Genomic DNA, 16,749 nt, shown 5'->3' on the forward strand with positions numbered 1-16,749 from the left:
ATGCTCAGCCAGCTAAGGGAAATAGTTGAGAAAGTCTCCAGAGTCGATGATGTGCATCTGGCACTAGATATATTGGTAAAAGAGACTTGTGCCGCCCTTCGCACTGAGTGTTGTACTATCTATCTCGCCAATGAAGAAATGCAGCGCCTTGAGTTGATGGCAACTCAAGGCCTTATTTTTGAAGGCGATAGCATCCACATTAATTTCAATGAAGGTTTAGTTGGTCTCGTTAAACGCAGCGCAGAACCTCTTAACCTCGCAGAAGCTTCAAAACACCCTGAATTTAAATTTTTCCCGCAGCTTGGTGAACAGGTTTATCACTCTTTCCTCGCCACTCCAATCATCCATCGCAAACAAGTATTAGGTGTATTAGTCATTCAGCAAAAGACGCCACGATTGTTTAGTGAGATGGAAGAATCTTTCTTAGTGACCTTATCTGCGCAGTTAGCCGTGATCATCGCTCACGCGCAAAGTTTAGGTCATTGGCAATTAGCCTCAAAACCGACGGTTCTTAAAGGCTTGCCTGCATCAACGGGTGTCGCCATCGGAGAGTTTTGGTTTGACAACACGCAGCCGAGTTTGTCGGACGTATTCCCGTCTTCCACGCTGGATAAAGAGCGAGAGCAAGAGCTGCTGCTGGTAGCGATTGAGCGTGCGCTGAATGATTTCCGCCGGATGCGGAAAAAGTTCGACAGCGAAATCAATAAAGATGCGTTAGCGATATTCGATTTGTTTACCCACTTGCTCAATGATCCAATGTTGCGCGGCGATCTTAAGAAACAGATTGAAAAAGGCGATCGAGCGGATTGGGCGCTGCGTCAGGTAGTCGAAACTTATTCAAACCGCTTTGCTCGTATGTCAGATGTCTATTTGCGTGAACGAGCACAAGATATCCGAGAGTTGGGGCAAAGGTTGCTGTATTTTCTGCACAACAGTGAGCAAGAGAATGCGGCCATCGATCGTCCTATCATCTTAGTGGCCAATGAGCTTACTGCGACTTTGTTAGCATCGGTGCCGAAAGAACATTTATTAGCGGTCGTTTCGCTTGAAGGGGGCGCAAACTCACACGCTGCAATTCTTTCGCGCGCATTGGGTGTGCCGGCTGTTATGGGCGCTAACATCAATACGGATGTGGTTAACGGCAAATTAGGCATCGTTGATGGTTATACGGGCGAGATTTTTCTAGAGCCCAACCGTCAGCTGTTGCGTGAGTATCGCAGTTTGGTTAGTGAAGAGTCAGAGCTCTTCGCGATGGTCAATAAAGATCTCGCGTTACCTGCCGTAACGTTAGATAACCAGCACATTGAAGTGATGCTGAATGCGGGTCTCAGTGCCGATAGCAACATTGCCATTAATACGGGCGTCGATGGTGTCGGTTTATATCGAACTGAAATTGCATTTTTACTTCAACATCACTTTCCATCGGAAGATGAGCAGTATCATCAATATCGAGCAATATTAAACAGCTACTCGAGCCAACGCGTGGTGATGCGTACTCTAGACATCGGTGGTGATAAACCATTGCCATACCTGCCAATCGAAGAGGACAATCCGTTTTTAGGTTGGCGCGGGATTCGCTTTACGTTAGATCATCCTGATATCTTTTTGATTCAATTGCGTGCGATGCTAAGAGCCAGTGCTGAAAGTGGTAATTTAAGTATCTTGTTACCCATGGTATCTGGTATTAAAGAGCTGGATGATGCGATGACGCTGATCAACCAAGCCTACAGCGAAGTTGTCTTGCTTGATGAGCGTATCCAGGCTCCAAAGGTCGGGGTGATGATCGAAGTACCATCGATGGTATATCTGCTTCCTGCCATCGCGCATCGAGTGGATTTTGTCTCTGTTGGTACTAACGACTTAACTCAGTATTTACTGGCGGTGGATCGGAACAATTCCCGCGTCGCTGATGTCTATGAATCCATGCATCCGGCAGTGCTGTTAGCACTCAAACAGATTCATGACGTGTGCGATAAATATCATGTGCCAGTGTGCATCTGCGGTGAATTAGCCGGTGATCCATTTGGTGCGCTCTTATTACTTGGGTTGGGATACACCAGCTTAAGTATGAACACATCTAACGTGGCTAAGGTGAAGTATTTGATTCGTCATAGCCAACAACAGGAACTAGAAAAACTAGCGGAACAGGCGATGACAAAATCGTACGGAGAGGAGATTCATCAAATGATGCATGATTTCTTTATCCAACAAGGTTTTGCAGGCTTCGTTCGTGCAGGGAAAAAGTAGGTAATCGTGACCGTCTCTTTATTTTTGTTATTGCTGGCGCTGGGCGCTTTTGTTGGTGTGATGGCGGGGCTACTCGGCATTGGGGGCGGATTAATCGTCGTACCTGCGTTGTTATTTTTGCTGCCTTGGGCGGGCATTTCTCCAGAAATGAGCATGCACATGGCGCTTGCGACATCTCTGGCAAGCATCATCGTCACATCAGGTTCTTCTGCTCTCAACCATCTTAAACTTGGCAACGTAGATATGTTTGTTGTGAAGTGGCTAATGCCCGGAGTGGTGATTGGTGGCTTTGTTGGTGCCAACATTGCCGAATGGATCCCAACTCACTACTTACCGAAAGTATTTGGTGTCATTGTACTGTGTCTAGCTGTGCAGATGTTCCGATCCATTAAAGTAAAAAGTGAGAAGCCAATGCCGAGTAGTCCGGTCACTATGATGTACGGAACGGGAATTGGTGTGGTTTCGAGCTTAGCTGGTATCGGTGGTGGTTCTTTATCTGTGCCTTTTCTCAACAAGCACGGCGTAGAAATGCGTAAAGCGGTCGGCTCATCGTCAGTTTGTGGCTGCATCATCGCCATTTCTGGCATGATCGGCTTTATTTTGCACGGCTATAAGGTTGAAGGTTTACCTGCGTACAGTATTGGTTATGTTTACCTTCCTGCGTTACTTGCGATTGCGATGACTTCGATGTTGACCACGAAAGTGGGGGCGAAGCTCGCGACCAATCTTCCTACTGCGGTATTAAAGAAAATATTCGCAATATTCTTAATGTTTGTTGCAGCAACAATGCTGCTGTAAGTTTATTCCCTAGTTATTCACGCTGAACCGAGCATTTTAGGTGACTTGGGTATATTGGTTTTATTTGTAAATAAGAAGAGAATGATTTATGTCTCAGGGATACCTTCAATTTCCCAATATTGATCCGGTTTTAGTCTCTATTGGTCCTGTTTCAATTCGTTGGTACGGTTTGATGTACCTCGTCGGTTTCATGTTTGCATTGTGGTTGGCGAACCGTCGTGCTGACAAACCAGGCAGCGGCTGGACTCGAGAGCAAGTCTCGGATCTACTTTTTGCGGGCTTCTTAGGGGTCGTCATCGGTGGGCGCGTCGGTTACGTTATCTTCTATAACTTTGAACTGTTTTTAGATGATCCTTTGTATCTCTTCAAAGTTTGGACTGGCGGTATGTCGTTCCACGGTGGTTTGTTGGGTGTGATTACGGCAATGTTCTGGTATGCACACAAGAACGGTCGTACCTTCTTCGGCGTTGCTGACTTTGTCGCGCCGTTAGTGCCATTTGGCTTGGGTATGGGCCGTATGGGTAACTTCATGAACAGCGAGCTTTGGGGGCGTGTAACAGATGTGCCTTGGGCTATCGTTTTCCCAAATGGCGGGCCTTTACCACGTCACCCATCGCAACTGTATGAAATGCTGTTAGAAGGCGTAGTGCTGTTTTTCATCTTGAACTGGTTCATCAAAAAGCCTCGCCCATTGGGTTCGGTATCAGGGTTATTTTTAGCTGGATATGGTACATTCCGCTTCTTAGTCGAGTTCGTTCGCGAACCGGATGCTCAGCTTGGTCTATTTGGTGGTTATATTTCGATGGGACAAATTCTATCAACGCCAATGATCGTGTTGGGTATTCTGATGATGGTTTGGGCTTACAAACGTGGTCTTTACCAAGACAAAGCTCAAGTTAAAACGAAGTAAGGTATTGGTGTGAAACAGTATTTAGATTTGTGTCAACGCATCGTTGATCAAGGTGTTTGGGTTGAAAATGAACGTACAGGTAAGCGTTGCCTGACGGTAATCAACGCGGATTTAACCTACGATGTTGCGAACAATCAATTCCCATTGGTAACGACGCGTAAAAGTTTTTGGAAAGCAGCAGTGGCTGAGCTACTTGGCTACATTCGTGGTTATGATAATGCTGAAGATTTCCGTAAATTAGGCACCAAAACGTGGGATGCGAACGCCAACTTAAACGACGCTTGGTTGAATAACCCATACCGTAAGGGTGAAGACGACATGGGCCGTGTGTACGGCGTTCAAGGTCGTGCATGGGCAAAGCCTGATGGTGGTCATATCGACCAGCTACGCAAGATTGTGGATGATTTGACTCGCGGTGTTGATGATCGTGGTGAAATCTTGAACTTTTACAACCCTGGCGAGTTCCATATGGGGTGCTTGCGACCTTGTATGTACAGTCATCACTTCTCGCTACTGGATGACACTTTGTATCTCAACAGTACACAGCGTTCGTGCGATGTGCCGCTTGGATTGAACTTCAACATGGTTCAAGTTTATGTGTTCTTAGCGATCATGGCGCAAATTACGGGTAAGAAGCCAGGTCAGGCCTTCCATAAAATCGTTAACGCGCACATTTATGAAGATCAGCTTGAGTTGATGCGTGATGTTCAGTTGAAGCGTGAACCGTTACAAGCACCAACATTCCATATCAATCCGGAGATTAAATCTCTAGAAGATTTGGAAACTTGGGTGACGCTGGATGACTTTTGGGTGGAAGGGTACGAACACCACGATCCAATTCGTTATCCATTCTCAGTGTAATCACGCTGGTTCTTGATACTACAAAAAGCTCCGAATGGAGCTTTTTTGCTTTTGCGATGCGTTTGAGTTTCGTTACTTCAAGGCGCTAACGATATAGCGATGAATTGGGTTAGTTTGCTTCGGAGTCGATAGTGCAGGGCTAATGAACTTCGGTTGTGTGAAAATCCCTTTATTAACGAGAGAACGGATCAGATCGAAATACTTCAATTCCGTTTTACCACATAGCAGCAGTGAAAAATCGTCCCCTAGCTTATCGTACGCGTTGAGCACTTCTCTAAATCCTCTCAGGTACAAATAATCTTTAGTTAAGCCACCTCCGCGGTATACGCGCGAAGTAATGGTAAAGGCTTGAACGTCAGACGCTTTGTACTGCTCCTTTAGCAACATAAAGGTGTGGCGGAAATCGCGCTCTTTAATCATAGATTCTACAGCAAGTACGCGAAGAGCTAAGGTTCTTAAACGTTTGATACTGAAGTGTCCAGAGAGGTACTCACACAAAATTGCCAACCCTTCCTGCGTATTGGTATTGGCAGGGCAACCTAAACTAAGCACTTTAAGTGGCTGTTGACGGCCATTAAGCGTAGTTAGCAAATGCACGCCCATCTCGTGGTGTGCGAGCGCTTCAAGCTCGTCAGTTGTGATGTGCGCAGCGCTGTTAATCTTCACTCGAGAGCCTGACACCAAAGCGTTTGCTAGCATGCCATCTAAGATTTGAATTTCACATTCGTACCCATTTTTATCAGCGAAGCTTTGCATGAAATGAGCAATGGAGCGACTATCATGCTCTGGTTTGCTCTCTTCTTCTGTCGGCAGATGCAAAATGAAATGTGCGTTAGCAATGTCTTTCGCACTTGGTTCACCGTAATAGCGCAGAGAGTTGTATAGGAACTCTTGCGTACCTATGGTGTTGACTTGATCAAGTTTGTCGGCGTAAGACTGAATGACATCCTCATAAAGCTTTTGCAGCTGAGTATCTTCGATGTGTTCCAAAGGCAATTCGTACAAACGGCGTTTTGACTGATGAGTGTCAAGAGGCGCTTTCTGGTACTGAAAGTTAGGTTCTTGCGAGTACTTATTATTGATGAACCTTTCTCGCTCTTGGGCGTAATTAAGCGGGTTTACGCTGCTAAGAATATCAATATCAGTGACTAACTGAGAGAGGTTTTCATCTATTGCTAATAGCTGGCTAGAAATTGGTTCATTAAACTGAGCCATGTCGTTCAACTCCATGTGAAGGTAAGACCTTTTTCAACAACGCGCAGAGTACCTGTCAGTCATCGAAGATAACTATGGGAGGCAAGAGCCGTTATCCACTGTGTATATGACCGTCTCTGTACTTTTGGCTAACGGTGATTGTATTGAAAGAGGTAGAGCCAAATTATCATTGAGTGTTTGGTTTGAACAACAAATATTTCTCAGTCTCAATCGGAGTTACATCAGCTCTCATTTTTGCATCATGATTACAGATACAAAAAAGGCCCCACAACGTGGAGCCTTAAACAATAAGCGATGGTTGGTATTATCAGGTTGTCAGAGCTAGGATTGCGCCTGGCAGAATGATGAATACAGACATCAGGTAGCCACCCACAACGGCTTTGTTTTTGATAGCAAGCTCTGAAATCATTTCAGCGCCTTTTACTGGGATTTCACGTAAGAACGGAATACCAAAGATAAACAGTGTCGCCAAAATATTAAAGGTTAAGTGTACTAGCGCAATCTGAAGAGCAAACACAGCAAACTCACCAGATACTGCGGTAGCTGCAAGTAGCGCAGTGATACACGTACCGATGTTCGCACCTAGAGTGAATGGGTAAATGTCACGAACTTTAAGAACACCAGTACCTACAAGTGGAACCATCAAGCTTGTTGTTGTTGATGAAGATTGTACCAACACCGTCACGATCGAGCCTGATACGATACCGTGGATAGGACCACGACCAATTGCATTCTTCAGAATATCGCGAGCACGGCCAACCATTAGGCTCTTCATTAGCTTACCCATTACTGTGATAGCAACGAAGATTGTAGCGATACCTAAAGCAATTAGAGCCACGCCACCCATGGTGTCACCAAATGTTGATAGCGGTTCTTTGATAGCAGAAACAACAGGCTTAGTGATTGGCTTGATGAAGTCAAAACCCTTCATGCTCATGTCGCCAGTGTTCAATAGTGGCGAAACCAACCAGTGAGAAATTTTCTCTAGAATGCCGAACATCATTTCCAAAGGAAGGAATATCAGAACAGCAAGAAGGTTAAAGAAGTCGTGGATCGTCGCACTAGCAAATGCGCGCTTGAATTCTTCCTTACAACGTACGTGACCTAGTGAAACCAAAGTATTGGTCACTGTGGTACCAATATTGGCACCCATTACCATTGGAATCGCTGTCTCTACAGGTAGACCACCTGCAACTAAGCCCACAATAATAGAAGTTACAGTACTTGAGGATTGGATTAGGGCTGTTGCTACTAGGCCGATCATAAGACCAGCGATAGGGTGAGATGCAAACTCAAACAATACTTTTGCTTGGTCGCCAGTTGCCCATTTGAAACCGCTACCAACCATAGATACTGCTAGAAGAAGCAGATACAGCATGAATGCCAAGTTAGCCCAGCGTAACCAACGAGTCGTGCTCGAGATAGGCGCTGCTGTTGAAGTAGCTTGGGTCATCATAATTTTCTCCGTTGACCTTTAAGTTCGTTTTTCGGTCTTAAGTTGAAACTTCGGGCGATGTTAGAGAACAAATATTTCAGTAATATTACAGATTGATTTCTGTGGGCACTTTTTATTGTGCTTTTTAATAGTTCAAAAAAAAACAGCGGATTATCCTGCTTTAATTCATTGAAAAATATAAGCTTTATTGGTTTTATGAACTGAGATTTTTTTGATGAGAATTCGATAAAAAGTGCGTTTTACTTCAAGTTTTATGACAATACTGAGATTGTTTTTTCGGTAAAACTTAATTTTAGTTGGTTAAAGTGATGGTTTTGCCGAGTATCTTGTCTGTCTCTGTCACATTTGGTATAAAAAGCATCACCTTCTTTTCTGGAATTGGCCGATGTCACATCTAAATTACAACCATCTTTATTATTTCTGGATGGTGTGCAAGCAAGGCTCTGTTACCAAGGCCGCGGATGCGCTTTTTCTCACTCCTCAAACGGTGACCGGGCAAATCAAAGCGCTTGAAGAGCGGATGAAAGGCAAGCTAACCAAGCGAAACGGCCGTACTGTCGAACCAACAGAACTCGGACAATTGGTCTTCAAATATGCGGATCGTATGTTTGGTTTAAGCTATGAGATGCTTGATATTGTGAACTACAGTCAGCACTCCAACATTTTGTTTGAAGTTGGTGTGGCCGATGCGCTGTCAAAACGGCTAGTTAGTAAAGTGCTGATGACAACCGTGCCTGAAGACAACAGTATCCACTTACGTTGTTACGAGTCGACGCACGAACTGTTATTAGAACGGCTATCGCAGCACAAGTTGGATATGATTCTTTCTGATTGCCCGGTGGACTCGACGCAAAGTCCAGGCCTTTATAGTAAGAAGCTTGGCGAGAGTAGCATGAGTTTCTTTGCTTCTTCTGACATTCCAGACGTGAAGTTCCCTGAAATTTTGGAAAAGAAAAAGCTGTTGATCCCAGCAAGTCGAACGGCGATGGGGCGAAAAGTCATTCAATGGTTTGATCGCCAAGGATTACAACCTGATGTCTTGGGAGAGTTTGATGACGTCGCGTTGATGAAAGCCTTTGCGAGATACCGTGATGATGTAATCTTTTTGGCGCCGACGGTTTACATGTCAGAAATCGAAGATGACCGCAGCTTACAGTTGATCGGTCATGTTGAGGATTTGAAAGAAGAGTATTACGTTATTTTCGCCGAGCGAATGATTCAGCATCCTGCGGTAAAAAACGTATGCGATGCTGATTTCAGCCAAATGTTTGAGTAAACCCGTATCGTTGCTCAAATAAATAGATTACTATCGATAAAAATATAAATCTAAATGATACCTAAGTAATTCAAGATACTTGGTTTAGTGAGCAAAATTATTTCTCGTCGATAAAGCTCCAGTGAACACTGCTGGTGGGTTAAATTGATATATCGCTTTAAAGCCAAATTTAGAGGTTCTAATAAAGAAGACTCTGGAGAAGAATCTTGATGTCCTTAGAGATATTAAATCAGTGCAACACAACAAGCTGGCCAGGGTTGGAATAAGTAAGTTGTAGCTAGAGGTCCAACACATGAATCTACAAGAAATGGAGAAAAACTCCGCAAAAGCCGTCGTGTTGCTCAAAGCGATGGCAAACGAAAGACGCCTACAAATTCTTTGTATGCTGCATAACCAAGAGTTGTCCGTTGGGGAGCTGTGTACCAAACTGGAATTAAGCCAGTCGGCGTTATCGCAACATTTAGCTTGGCTTCGTCGTGACGAATTGGTCGCGACGAGAAAAGAAGCGCAAACGGTGTATTACACGTTAAAAAGTGATGAGGTGAAGACATTGATTCAAACCCTTCACGGTCTTTATTGCGCAAACTGATCGCACAGACTGAAATGCGTTAGGGTTATCTGTGTTGTTTAGGCAACGGTAGGTAACTGGCAGATTTGAGTCGTTCTAAATAACAAAAGCTGGCAGTGCCAGCTTTTTTCTTATCTTGGATTCGTGATTTGACGAATTTTAGATATAAAAAAACCGACATAAAGCCGGTTTTTTCTTCACTGTAAAATCAAGTGTCTATTAAAGAGCTTTGATTTGTGCAGCGAAACGAGACTTATGGCGAGCTGCTTTATTCTTGTGAATAAGGCCTTTAGTTGCCATGCGGTCTAGGATAGGTGTAACTACAGCGAATGCAGCAGTTGCAGCTTCTTTGTCGCCTGCTTCGATAGCAGCAACAGTTTTCTTCATGTAAGTACGCATCATTGAGCGACGGCTAGCATTGTGCTGACGACGTTTCTCAGCTTGGATAGCGCGCTTCTTAGCAGATTTACTATTTGCCAAGGGTCTAACTCCCAAAAACTTAGTTCTGTGACAATTTAAGGGCGAGGAATATCCCTCATTTGCGCCTAAATGTCAAATGATTTGTGCAAAAACCCATCTAAACCAAAACAAATTTTGGTATGAAAGGTTATCGCGGTTAAGATGGCGGGGATTCTAACAGCATTTTTATACCAATGCTAATAATTATCCGCTTAGAACTAACAATAAACGGATATATTTTTGACGTCTATTTAGAGCCTCCACGAGCTTAACAGTATAGGGTTGGCTGTCTTATAGTGATATTCCGAGGTTACAGTGAGTAAACGACTACTCAAGTCAGGCATGATCGTCAGTGCTATGACATTAATTTCCCGCGTTCTGGGTTTAGTTCGCGATGTTGTAGTGGCAAATTTAATGGGGGCAGGAGCAAGCGCTGACGTCTTTTTCTTCGCCAACAAAATTCCGAATTTCTTACGACGTTTGTTTGCTGAAGGGGCTTTTTCTCAAGCGTTTGTCCCTGTTTTAACGGAGAATCACGCTCAAGGTGATATGGACAAAACACGCGAGTTGATTGCTCGTGCTGCCGGTACGTTAGGGGTTATTGTCTCTATTGTTACCGTGCTGGGCGTGCTGGGCTCTGGTGTGGTAACCGCGCTGTTTGGTTTTGGCTGGTTTTTAGATTGGATGCATGGTGGGCCGGCCGCAGAGAAATTTGAGCTAGCCAGTCTGATGCTCAAAATTACCTTCCCTTATTTATGGTTCATCACCTTTGTTGCGCTTTCCGGAGCCATTCTTAACACACTCGGCAAGTTTGCCGTCTCCTCATTCACTCCGGTCTTTTTGAATGTCATGATCATTCTGGCGGCTTGGTTTATCTCGCCACAGATGTCTCAACCGGAAATCGGTCTGGCTATCGGTGTATTTTTAGGTGGTTTGGTTCAGTTCTTATTCCAAATTCCTTTCCTTATTAAAGCGGGCGTGATGGTTAAGCCTAAGTGGGGGTGGCGCGATCCTGGGGTGGTAAAAATCCGCACGTTGATGATTCCCGCTTTGTTTGGCGTCTCTGTCAGTCAAATCAACCTGCTATTTGATACTTTTATTGCCAGCTTTCTACAAACTGGCTCAATCAGCTGGTTGTATTATTCCGATCGTTTGTTGGAGTTCCCGCTGGGGCTGTTTGGTATTGCGATTGCGACGGTGATTTTGCCTGCGCTGTCTCGTAAACATGTGGACTCGCAGAGCGAAGGTTTTGCACATACCATGGATTGGGGCGTTCGCATGGTAACGCTGCTCGGGATTCCGGCGATGTTGGGTTTGATGGCGTTGGCGAAGCCGATGTTGATGGTGCTATTTATGCGCGGTGAGTTCTCTCCACAAGATGTGCACCAAGCGTCTCTGTCGTTGCTCGCTTACGCATCTGGCCTATTGAATTTCATGTTAATTAAAGTGTTAGCGCCAGGCTATTACTCACGTCAAGACACAAAAACGCCAGTGAAATACGGCATCATCGCGATGGTGACTAACATGGTGTTCAACGCAATTTTTGCCTATTTCTACGGTTACGTCGGCTTGGCTATTGCTACGGCATTGTCAGCGTTCGTCAACATGGCGCTGTTGTACCGAGGTCTGCACATTGCAGGTGTCTATCAAATCACTAAGCGTACCGTCTTCTTTATTATACGTTTGGTTGTTGCTGGCGCTGCGATGGTCGCTGCGATCTTATGGCAATTGGAAGACATGTCGGTTTGGCTAGAGTGGAGCTTTGCTCACCGTAGCGGCATGTTAGGAATGTTAATTGGTCTAGGCGCCGCAGTTTACCTAGCGGTTCTATTTTTGACAGGCGTACGTTTAAAAGACCTAAAAGCTGGGACAGATTGAGGTTGATTAGTATATAATCCGTCAGTTTCACACAGTGCAAAGTAAAAACAGAGGCAGAACGCAGTATCCAATGGAACTGATTAGAGGCATTCATAATATCGCACCACACCATTATGGTTGTGTGTTGACGATCGGCAATTTCGATGGCGTACACAAAGGCCATCAACAAGTATTGCAGCAAGTGTCTGAGCAAGCGGAGAAACTTTCGTTACCGTCGGTTGTGATGACCTTTGAACCTCAGCCAATGGAGCTGTTTGCCAAAGACAAAGCGCCCGCAAGGTTGACGCGACTGCGCGACAAGTTCGTTCAATTAAGCAAGCTCGACATCGACCGTTTGCTTTGCGTCAACTTTAATCGCCATTTTGCCAGCCTGACAGCGGAAGAGTTTATCCGCGACTTGTTGGTCGAGCGTTTGGGTGTTAAGTTTCTTGTCGTTGGTGATGATTTCTGCTTTGGCAAAGGCCGTTTAGGTAACTTTGCTATGTTGCAGGAAGCAGGGGAAAAATACGGCTTTGAAGTCGTCAGTACCCAAAGCTTTTGTTTACAACAGTTACGAGTGAGTAGTACCGCGATTCGGGAAGCACTAGCTCGTGACGATTTGCATGCCGCACAAGAGATGCTGGGAAGAGATTACAGCATCAGCGGTCGCGTTTCACACGGAAGAAAGTTAGGAAGAACCATTGGGTTCCCGACGGCCAATATTCCACTGAAACGTTGTGTTTCTCCGGTTTCCGGAGTCTATGTTGTTCAAGCGCTAGGCTTGGGTGATAAGCCAGTCGGTGGCGTGGCTAATATTGGCCAACGACCTACAGTAAATGGCGTTCGCCAACAGTTAGAAGTACACTTATTTGACTTTCATGCCAATTTATATGGCAAGCAACTAGAAGTGGAACTTTTGCACAAACTTCGAGATGAGCAAAAGTTTGAGTCGTTTGAAGAACTTAAACAACAAATCGAATTGGATGCTGAAGCAGCAAGGGTGTGGCTGCGTCAGCTTAAGAGTTGAACGGTTTATTCCACCGTTCGACATAATGTCTAATTTTCGCCCAATATAACGGAATTAAGAATCGATGAGTGAGTATAAAGATACCCTGAACTTACCTGAAACAGGGTTTCCAATGCGCGGCAACCTGGCTAATCGTGAGCCAGAAATGCTTGAGCGTTGGTACAAAGAAGATCTTTACGGTGAAATCCGTAAAGCTAAAAAAGGCAAAAAGTCATTCGTATTGCACGATGGCCCTCCTTACGCAAATGGTGACATTCACATTGGTCACGCACTAAACAAGATTCTTAAAGACATTATTATTAAATCCAAAACACTTTCAGGTTTTGACGCACCTTACATCCCAGGCTGGGACTGCCACGGTCTGCCAATCGAATTGATGGTAGAAAAGAAAGTAGGCAAACCAGGCCAAAAAGTAACGGCAGCGGAATTCCGCGAAAAATGTCGCGAATACGCAGCAGGTCAGGTTGAAGGTCAGAAAGAAAGCTTCAAGCGTCTTGGCATCATGGGTGAGTGGGATAAGCCATACCGCACTATGGATTTCGCAACTGAAGCGAACATTATTCGTGCGCTTGGTAAAATCGCAAGTAATGGCCACCTATTAAAAGGTTTCAAACCTGTTCACTGGTGTACGGATTGTGGTTCTGCACTTGCAGAAGCAGAAGTAGAATACAAAGATAAAGTATCGCCATCTATCGACGTACGTTTTAAAACAGCGGACGAAGCTGCGCTGCTATCTAAATTTGAATTGACGGAAGGTCACGAAGGTAAGGGTGACGTTTCAATCGTTATCTGGACAACCACTCCTTGGACTCTGCCTGCAAACCGCGCAGTATGTCTACGTGATGATCTTGAATACGTGCTAATCCAAGTTGAGGGTGACAACCCTGAGCGTATTATCGTTGCTGCTGAATTGGCAAAAGATGTGATGGATCGCGCGGGTATCGAGCACTTCCATAACCTTGGTTTTGCGAAAGGTGCGGATCTAGAGCTTTCTCAGTTCCAACACCCATTCTACGATTTCACAGTTCCGGCGATCCTTGGTGATCACGTGACGACTGACTCAGGTACTGGTGTGGTTCACACGGCACCTGGTCATGGTCAGGAAGACTTTGCGGTTGGTCAAAAGTACAACCTAGAAGTGGCAAACCCAGTGGGCTCTAACGGTGTTTACCTACCAGACACTGAGCTTTTTGCTGGCCAGCACGTATTCAAAGCGAATGACGCTGTCGTAGAAACGCTAAAAGAAAAAGGCGCGCTACTACATCATCACGCTTACGAGCACAGCTACCCGCACTGTTGGCGTCATAAGACTCCAATCATCTTCCGAGCAACACCTCAATGGTTCGTATCAATGGACCAAGCTGGCCTACGTGCAAAAGCACTAGAGTCAATCAAAGGTGTTCAGTGGATGCCGGAATGGGGTCAAAGCCGTATCGAAGGTATGATCGAAGGTCGCCCTGAGTGGTGTATCTCTCGTCAACGTACTTGGGGTGTACCAATCGCTCTGTTTGTTCATAAAGAAACAGCAGAACTTCATCCAAACACGTTAGAGCTAATTGAAAAAGTAGCGAAGCTTGTTGAAGAAAAAGGCATCCAAGCATGGTGGGATGTAGACGCAGCTGAACTACTAGGCGACGAAGCAGAGCAGTACGAAAAAGTACTCGATACGCTAGACGTATGGTTCGATTCAGGTGTTACGCACTTCTCTGTTGTTGATGCTCGTGAAGAGTACAACGGTAACAGTGCCGACCTATACCTTGAAGGTTCTGACCAACACCGTGGTTGGTTCCAGTCTTCTCTAATTTCATCAATTGCGATGAAAGGTGTAGCGCCATACAAACAAGTTCTGACGCACGGTTTCGTGGTTGATGGTCACGGCCGTAAGATGTCTAAATCTATCGGTAACGTGGTTGCGCCAAAAGACGTAACGAACAAACTCGGTGCAGACATTTTGCGTCTATGGGTTGCTTCTACAGACTACACTGGTGAAGTTGCGGTTTCTGATGAAATCCTAAAACGCTCTGCAGATGCGTATCGTCGTATCCGTAACACAGCGCGTTTCTTCCTAGCGAACCTAAATGGCTTCAACCCAGCAACAGACATCGTTCCTGCTGAAGAAATGGTGGCGCTAGACCGTTGGGCAGTTGGTCGTGCACTTGCTGCGCAAGAAGAGATCATCAAAGCGTACGATGAATACAACATCCACGCCGTAACTCAGCGTCTAATGCAGTTCTGTTCTATCGAGATGGGCTCATTCTACCTAGACGTAATCAAAGACCGTCAGTACACAGCGAAGCAGGGCGGCCACGCTCAACGTAGCTGTCAGACTGCACTTTACTACATCGTAGAAGCACTAGTTCGTTGGATGGCGCCAATCATGTCATTCACCGCAGATGAGATCTGGAACGAGATGCCAGGCGAGCGCGAAAAATTCGTGTTCACAGGTGAGTGGTTCGATGGTCTATTTGGTCTAGCGGAAGGTGAAGAGCTGAACAACGAATTCTGGACTGAAATTCAGAAAGTTCGTGGGGCGGTGAACAAACTTCTTGAAGCGGCGCGTGCAGAGAAAACCATCGGTGGTGCACTACAAGCTGAGCTAACTCTATTTGCTGATGACGCACTAGCGGCGAAAATCAACAAGCTAGAAGACGAGTTACGCTTCGTGCTACTGACGTCTGCAGCAGCAGTTAAGCCTTTAAGCGAGAAATCTGACGCGGCGCAAGCAACAGACATCGAAGGTCTGTTTGTTGAAGTGAAAGCGACAGAAGCTGAGAAGTGTGATCGTTGTTGGCACCACACGCCAGACGTAGGCACAATTGCGGGTCACGAGAAGATTTGTGGTCGCTGTGTATCTAACGTTGATGGCGAAGGTGAAGTACGTAAATTCGCGTAATTGCCTAGAACGACTGAACTTTTTTTAAAATTAACAGCCCCAGTATTTACTGGGGCTGTTTGTAGGTAAAGTAATGAGTGAAAAAGCACTGACGTTAAAGCAATCAGGTGTACGTTGGCTGTGGCTAGCGATTGTGATTTTTTTGGCCGATATAGGCATTAAATACGTTGTCATGAACAACATGGGATATGGCTGGGCAAACCGAATTGAAATTTTGCCTTTCTTCAATCTTCTCTATGTTCACAACTATGGCGCAGCTTTCAGCTTTTTGAGCGATCAAGCGGGTTGGCAACGTTGGTTGTTTACCGGTATCGCATTTATAGTCACAGGTCTTTTGACTTATTGGATGAGTAAGCTTCCTGCAAAAGAAAAGTGGAACAACATTGCTTACGCCATGATTATTGGCGGTGCAGTTGGTAACGTATTTGACCGCGTGATCCATGGTTTTGTGGTCGATTACTTAGACTTCTACTGGGGCAATTATCACTGGCCGGCATTTAACCTTGCTGATATGGCGATTTGTCTTGGTGCGGCGATGATTATCCTAGACGGCTTTCGCAAGAAAGACACAGCAAAAGCCTAAATCGTGGCCATGTATATTGGAAAAGTCGAATAACCCTAAGCGTCGTCCGTTGATTCGTACGACGCTTTTTATTATGTTGGAGCGCAAATCCGCACATCAGTGTATAAAAAGACAAAGCGGATAGACGTAATGACCCAAGAACAAGGAAGCAGTAACGTGACAACAATAACGAATGATTCGGTAGTAACCCTGCACTTTACGATCAAAATGAAAGATGGTTCGGTGGCAGACAGCACTCATAATATGGGCAAACCAGCGAAGTTTGTGATGGGTGACGGTAGCCTGAGTGAGAACTTCGAGCAGTGCTTGGTGGGTCTCCAATCTGGTGAGAAAAAAGCGATTGAACTCAAAGCGCAAGATGCTTTTGGTATGCCTAACCCAGACCATATTCATCATATGGATCGCACCAAATTTGTTGGTGAAGCGGAAGTTGAAGTCGGTACTATCATGGCTTTCAGTGGCCCTGATGGTATGGAAATTCCGGGCATCATTACTGAGATTGCAGGCGATTCGGTAACGGTAGACTTTAATCACCCTTTAGCGGGACAAGACGTGACTTTCGAAGTCGAAATTTTGTCAGTAGAATAGCCACCCCAATA

General features: G+C 45.2%; 14 protein-coding genes. 11 read left to right on the plus strand and 3 right to left on the minus strand.

What is annotated here, in order from left to right; translation table 11 throughout:
• The 4 genes from ptsP to ACF8EG_RS24620 all read left to right on the plus strand — a co-directional run bounded on the left by ptsP (window position 1) and on the right by ACF8EG_RS24620 (window position 4,816).
• Window positions 1-2,247 carry a phosphoenolpyruvate--protein phosphotransferase gene (ptsP, locus tag ACF8EG_RS24605; RefSeq protein ID WP_005497165.1) on the plus strand — a complete coding sequence of 749 codons (2,247 nt, stop codon included), beginning with the start codon at window positions 1-3 and terminating at the stop codon, window positions 2,245-2,247.
• Window positions 2,248-2,253: 6 nt separating this feature from the next.
• A complete protein-coding gene (locus ACF8EG_RS24610) occupies window positions 2,254-3,045 on the plus strand; it encodes a sulfite exporter TauE/SafE family protein (RefSeq protein ID WP_005481395.1) in 792 nt (263 codons plus the stop codon).
• Between the two features lie 88 nt (window positions 3,046-3,133).
• A complete protein-coding gene (gene lgt, locus ACF8EG_RS24615; RefSeq protein ID WP_005497169.1) occupies window positions 3,134-3,955 on the plus strand; it encodes a prolipoprotein diacylglyceryl transferase in 822 nt (273 codons plus the stop codon).
• Window positions 3,956-3,964: 9 nt separating this feature from the next.
• A complete protein-coding gene (locus ACF8EG_RS24620; RefSeq protein ID WP_005481388.1) occupies window positions 3,965-4,816 on the plus strand; it encodes a thymidylate synthase in 852 nt (283 codons plus the stop codon).
• A gap of 72 nt (window positions 4,817-4,888) precedes the next feature.
• Here the strand turns inward: ACF8EG_RS24620 and ACF8EG_RS24625 are convergent, their stop codons facing one another.
• Together ACF8EG_RS24625 and ACF8EG_RS24630 are read right to left on the minus strand one after the other, a co-directional pair.
• Complete coding sequence (locus ACF8EG_RS24625; protein WP_069505177.1) at window positions 4,889-6,031, minus strand: flavohemoglobin expression-modulating QEGLA motif protein; 1,143 nt, start codon at window positions 6,029-6,031, stop codon at window positions 4,889-4,891.
• A gap of 307 nt (window positions 6,032-6,338) precedes the next feature.
• A complete protein-coding gene (locus ACF8EG_RS24630; protein WP_069505175.1) occupies window positions 6,339-7,487 on the minus strand; it encodes a Na/Pi symporter in 1,149 nt (382 codons plus the stop codon).
• Between the two features lie 385 nt (window positions 7,488-7,872).
• Here ACF8EG_RS24630 and nhaR point away from each other — a divergent pair, with 385 nt between their 5' ends.
• Together nhaR and ACF8EG_RS24640 are read left to right on the plus strand one after the other, a co-directional pair.
• Entirely contained in the window at window positions 7,873-8,763 is an 891-nt protein-coding gene (nhaR, locus tag ACF8EG_RS24635; protein ID WP_005457134.1) for a transcriptional activator NhaR, read from the plus strand.
• Window positions 8,764-9,055: 292 nt separating this feature from the next.
• On the plus strand, window positions 9,056-9,352 hold the full coding sequence (locus ACF8EG_RS24640) for a metalloregulator ArsR/SmtB family transcription factor (RefSeq protein ID WP_005461077.1): 297 nt from the start codon (window positions 9,056-9,058) through the stop codon (window positions 9,350-9,352).
• Window positions 9,353-9,550: 198 nt separating this feature from the next.
• Here the strand turns inward: ACF8EG_RS24640 and rpsT are convergent, their stop codons facing one another.
• On the minus strand, window positions 9,551-9,811 hold the full coding sequence (gene rpsT / locus ACF8EG_RS24645; RefSeq protein ID WP_005381938.1) for a 30S ribosomal protein S20: 261 nt from the start codon (window positions 9,809-9,811) through the stop codon (window positions 9,551-9,553).
• Window positions 9,812-10,105: 294 nt separating this feature from the next.
• On the opposite strand from rpsT, the gene murJ reads away from it, so the two are divergent.
• The 5 genes from murJ to fkpB all read left to right on the plus strand — a co-directional run bounded on the left by murJ (window position 10,106) and on the right by fkpB (window position 16,738).
• Entirely contained in the window at window positions 10,106-11,668 is a 1,563-nt protein-coding gene (gene murJ / locus ACF8EG_RS24650) for a murein biosynthesis integral membrane protein MurJ (RefSeq protein ID WP_025532833.1), read from the plus strand.
• 70 nt (window positions 11,669-11,738) lie between these two features.
• Entirely contained in the window at window positions 11,739-12,674 is a 936-nt protein-coding gene (gene ribF, locus ACF8EG_RS24655; protein WP_069505173.1) for a bifunctional riboflavin kinase/FAD synthetase, read from the plus strand.
• 64 nt (window positions 12,675-12,738) lie between these two features.
• Complete coding sequence (ileS, locus tag ACF8EG_RS24660) at window positions 12,739-15,567, plus strand: isoleucine--tRNA ligase (RefSeq protein ID WP_005488293.1); 2,829 nt, start codon at window positions 12,739-12,741, stop codon at window positions 15,565-15,567.
• A 73-nt stretch (window positions 15,568-15,640) separates the two neighbouring features.
• A complete protein-coding gene (gene lspA / locus ACF8EG_RS24665; RefSeq protein ID WP_017449479.1) occupies window positions 15,641-16,150 on the plus strand; it encodes a signal peptidase II in 510 nt (169 codons plus the stop codon).
• 156 nt (window positions 16,151-16,306) lie between these two features.
• Window positions 16,307-16,738, plus strand: a complete 432-nt coding sequence (gene fkpB, locus ACF8EG_RS24670) for an FKBP-type peptidyl-prolyl cis-trans isomerase (RefSeq protein ID WP_021450225.1) — start codon at window positions 16,307-16,309, stop codon at window positions 16,736-16,738.
• The last annotated feature ends 11 nt before the right edge of the window (window positions 16,739-16,749 follow it).

The sequence above is a fragment of the Vibrio sp. YQ_11 genome (assembly GCF_043103065.1).
GTDB lineage: Bacteria > Pseudomonadota > Gammaproteobacteria > Enterobacterales > Vibrionaceae > Vibrio > Vibrio parahaemolyticus.

Excerpts from the sequence above, each read along its gene's own strand:
- ptsP (WP_005497165.1), top strand. The coding sequence starts at position 1 with ATGCTCAGCCAGCTAAGGGAAATAGTTGAGAAAGTCTCCAGAGTCGAT.
- lgt (WP_005497169.1), top strand. The coding sequence starts at position 3,134 with ATGTCTCAGGGATACCTTCAATTTCCCAATATTGATCCGGTTTTAGTC.
- ACF8EG_RS24625 (WP_069505177.1), bottom strand. The coding sequence starts at position 6,031 with ATGGCTCAGTTTAATGAACCAATTTCTAGCCAGCTATTAGCAATAGAT.
- ACF8EG_RS24630 (WP_069505175.1), bottom strand. The coding sequence starts at position 7,487 with ATGATGACCCAAGCTACTTCAACAGCAGCGCCTATCTCGAGCACGACT.
- nhaR (WP_005457134.1), top strand. The coding sequence starts at position 7,873 with ATGTCACATCTAAATTACAACCATCTTTATTATTTCTGGATGGTGTGC.
- ACF8EG_RS24640 (WP_005461077.1), top strand. The coding sequence starts at position 9,056 with ATGAATCTACAAGAAATGGAGAAAAACTCCGCAAAAGCCGTCGTGTTG.
- ribF (WP_069505173.1), top strand. The coding sequence starts at position 11,739 with ATGGAACTGATTAGAGGCATTCATAATATCGCACCACACCATTATGGT.
- ileS (WP_005488293.1), top strand. The coding sequence starts at position 12,739 with ATGAGTGAGTATAAAGATACCCTGAACTTACCTGAAACAGGGTTTCCA.
- lspA (WP_017449479.1), top strand. The coding sequence starts at position 15,641 with ATGAGTGAAAAAGCACTGACGTTAAAGCAATCAGGTGTACGTTGGCTG.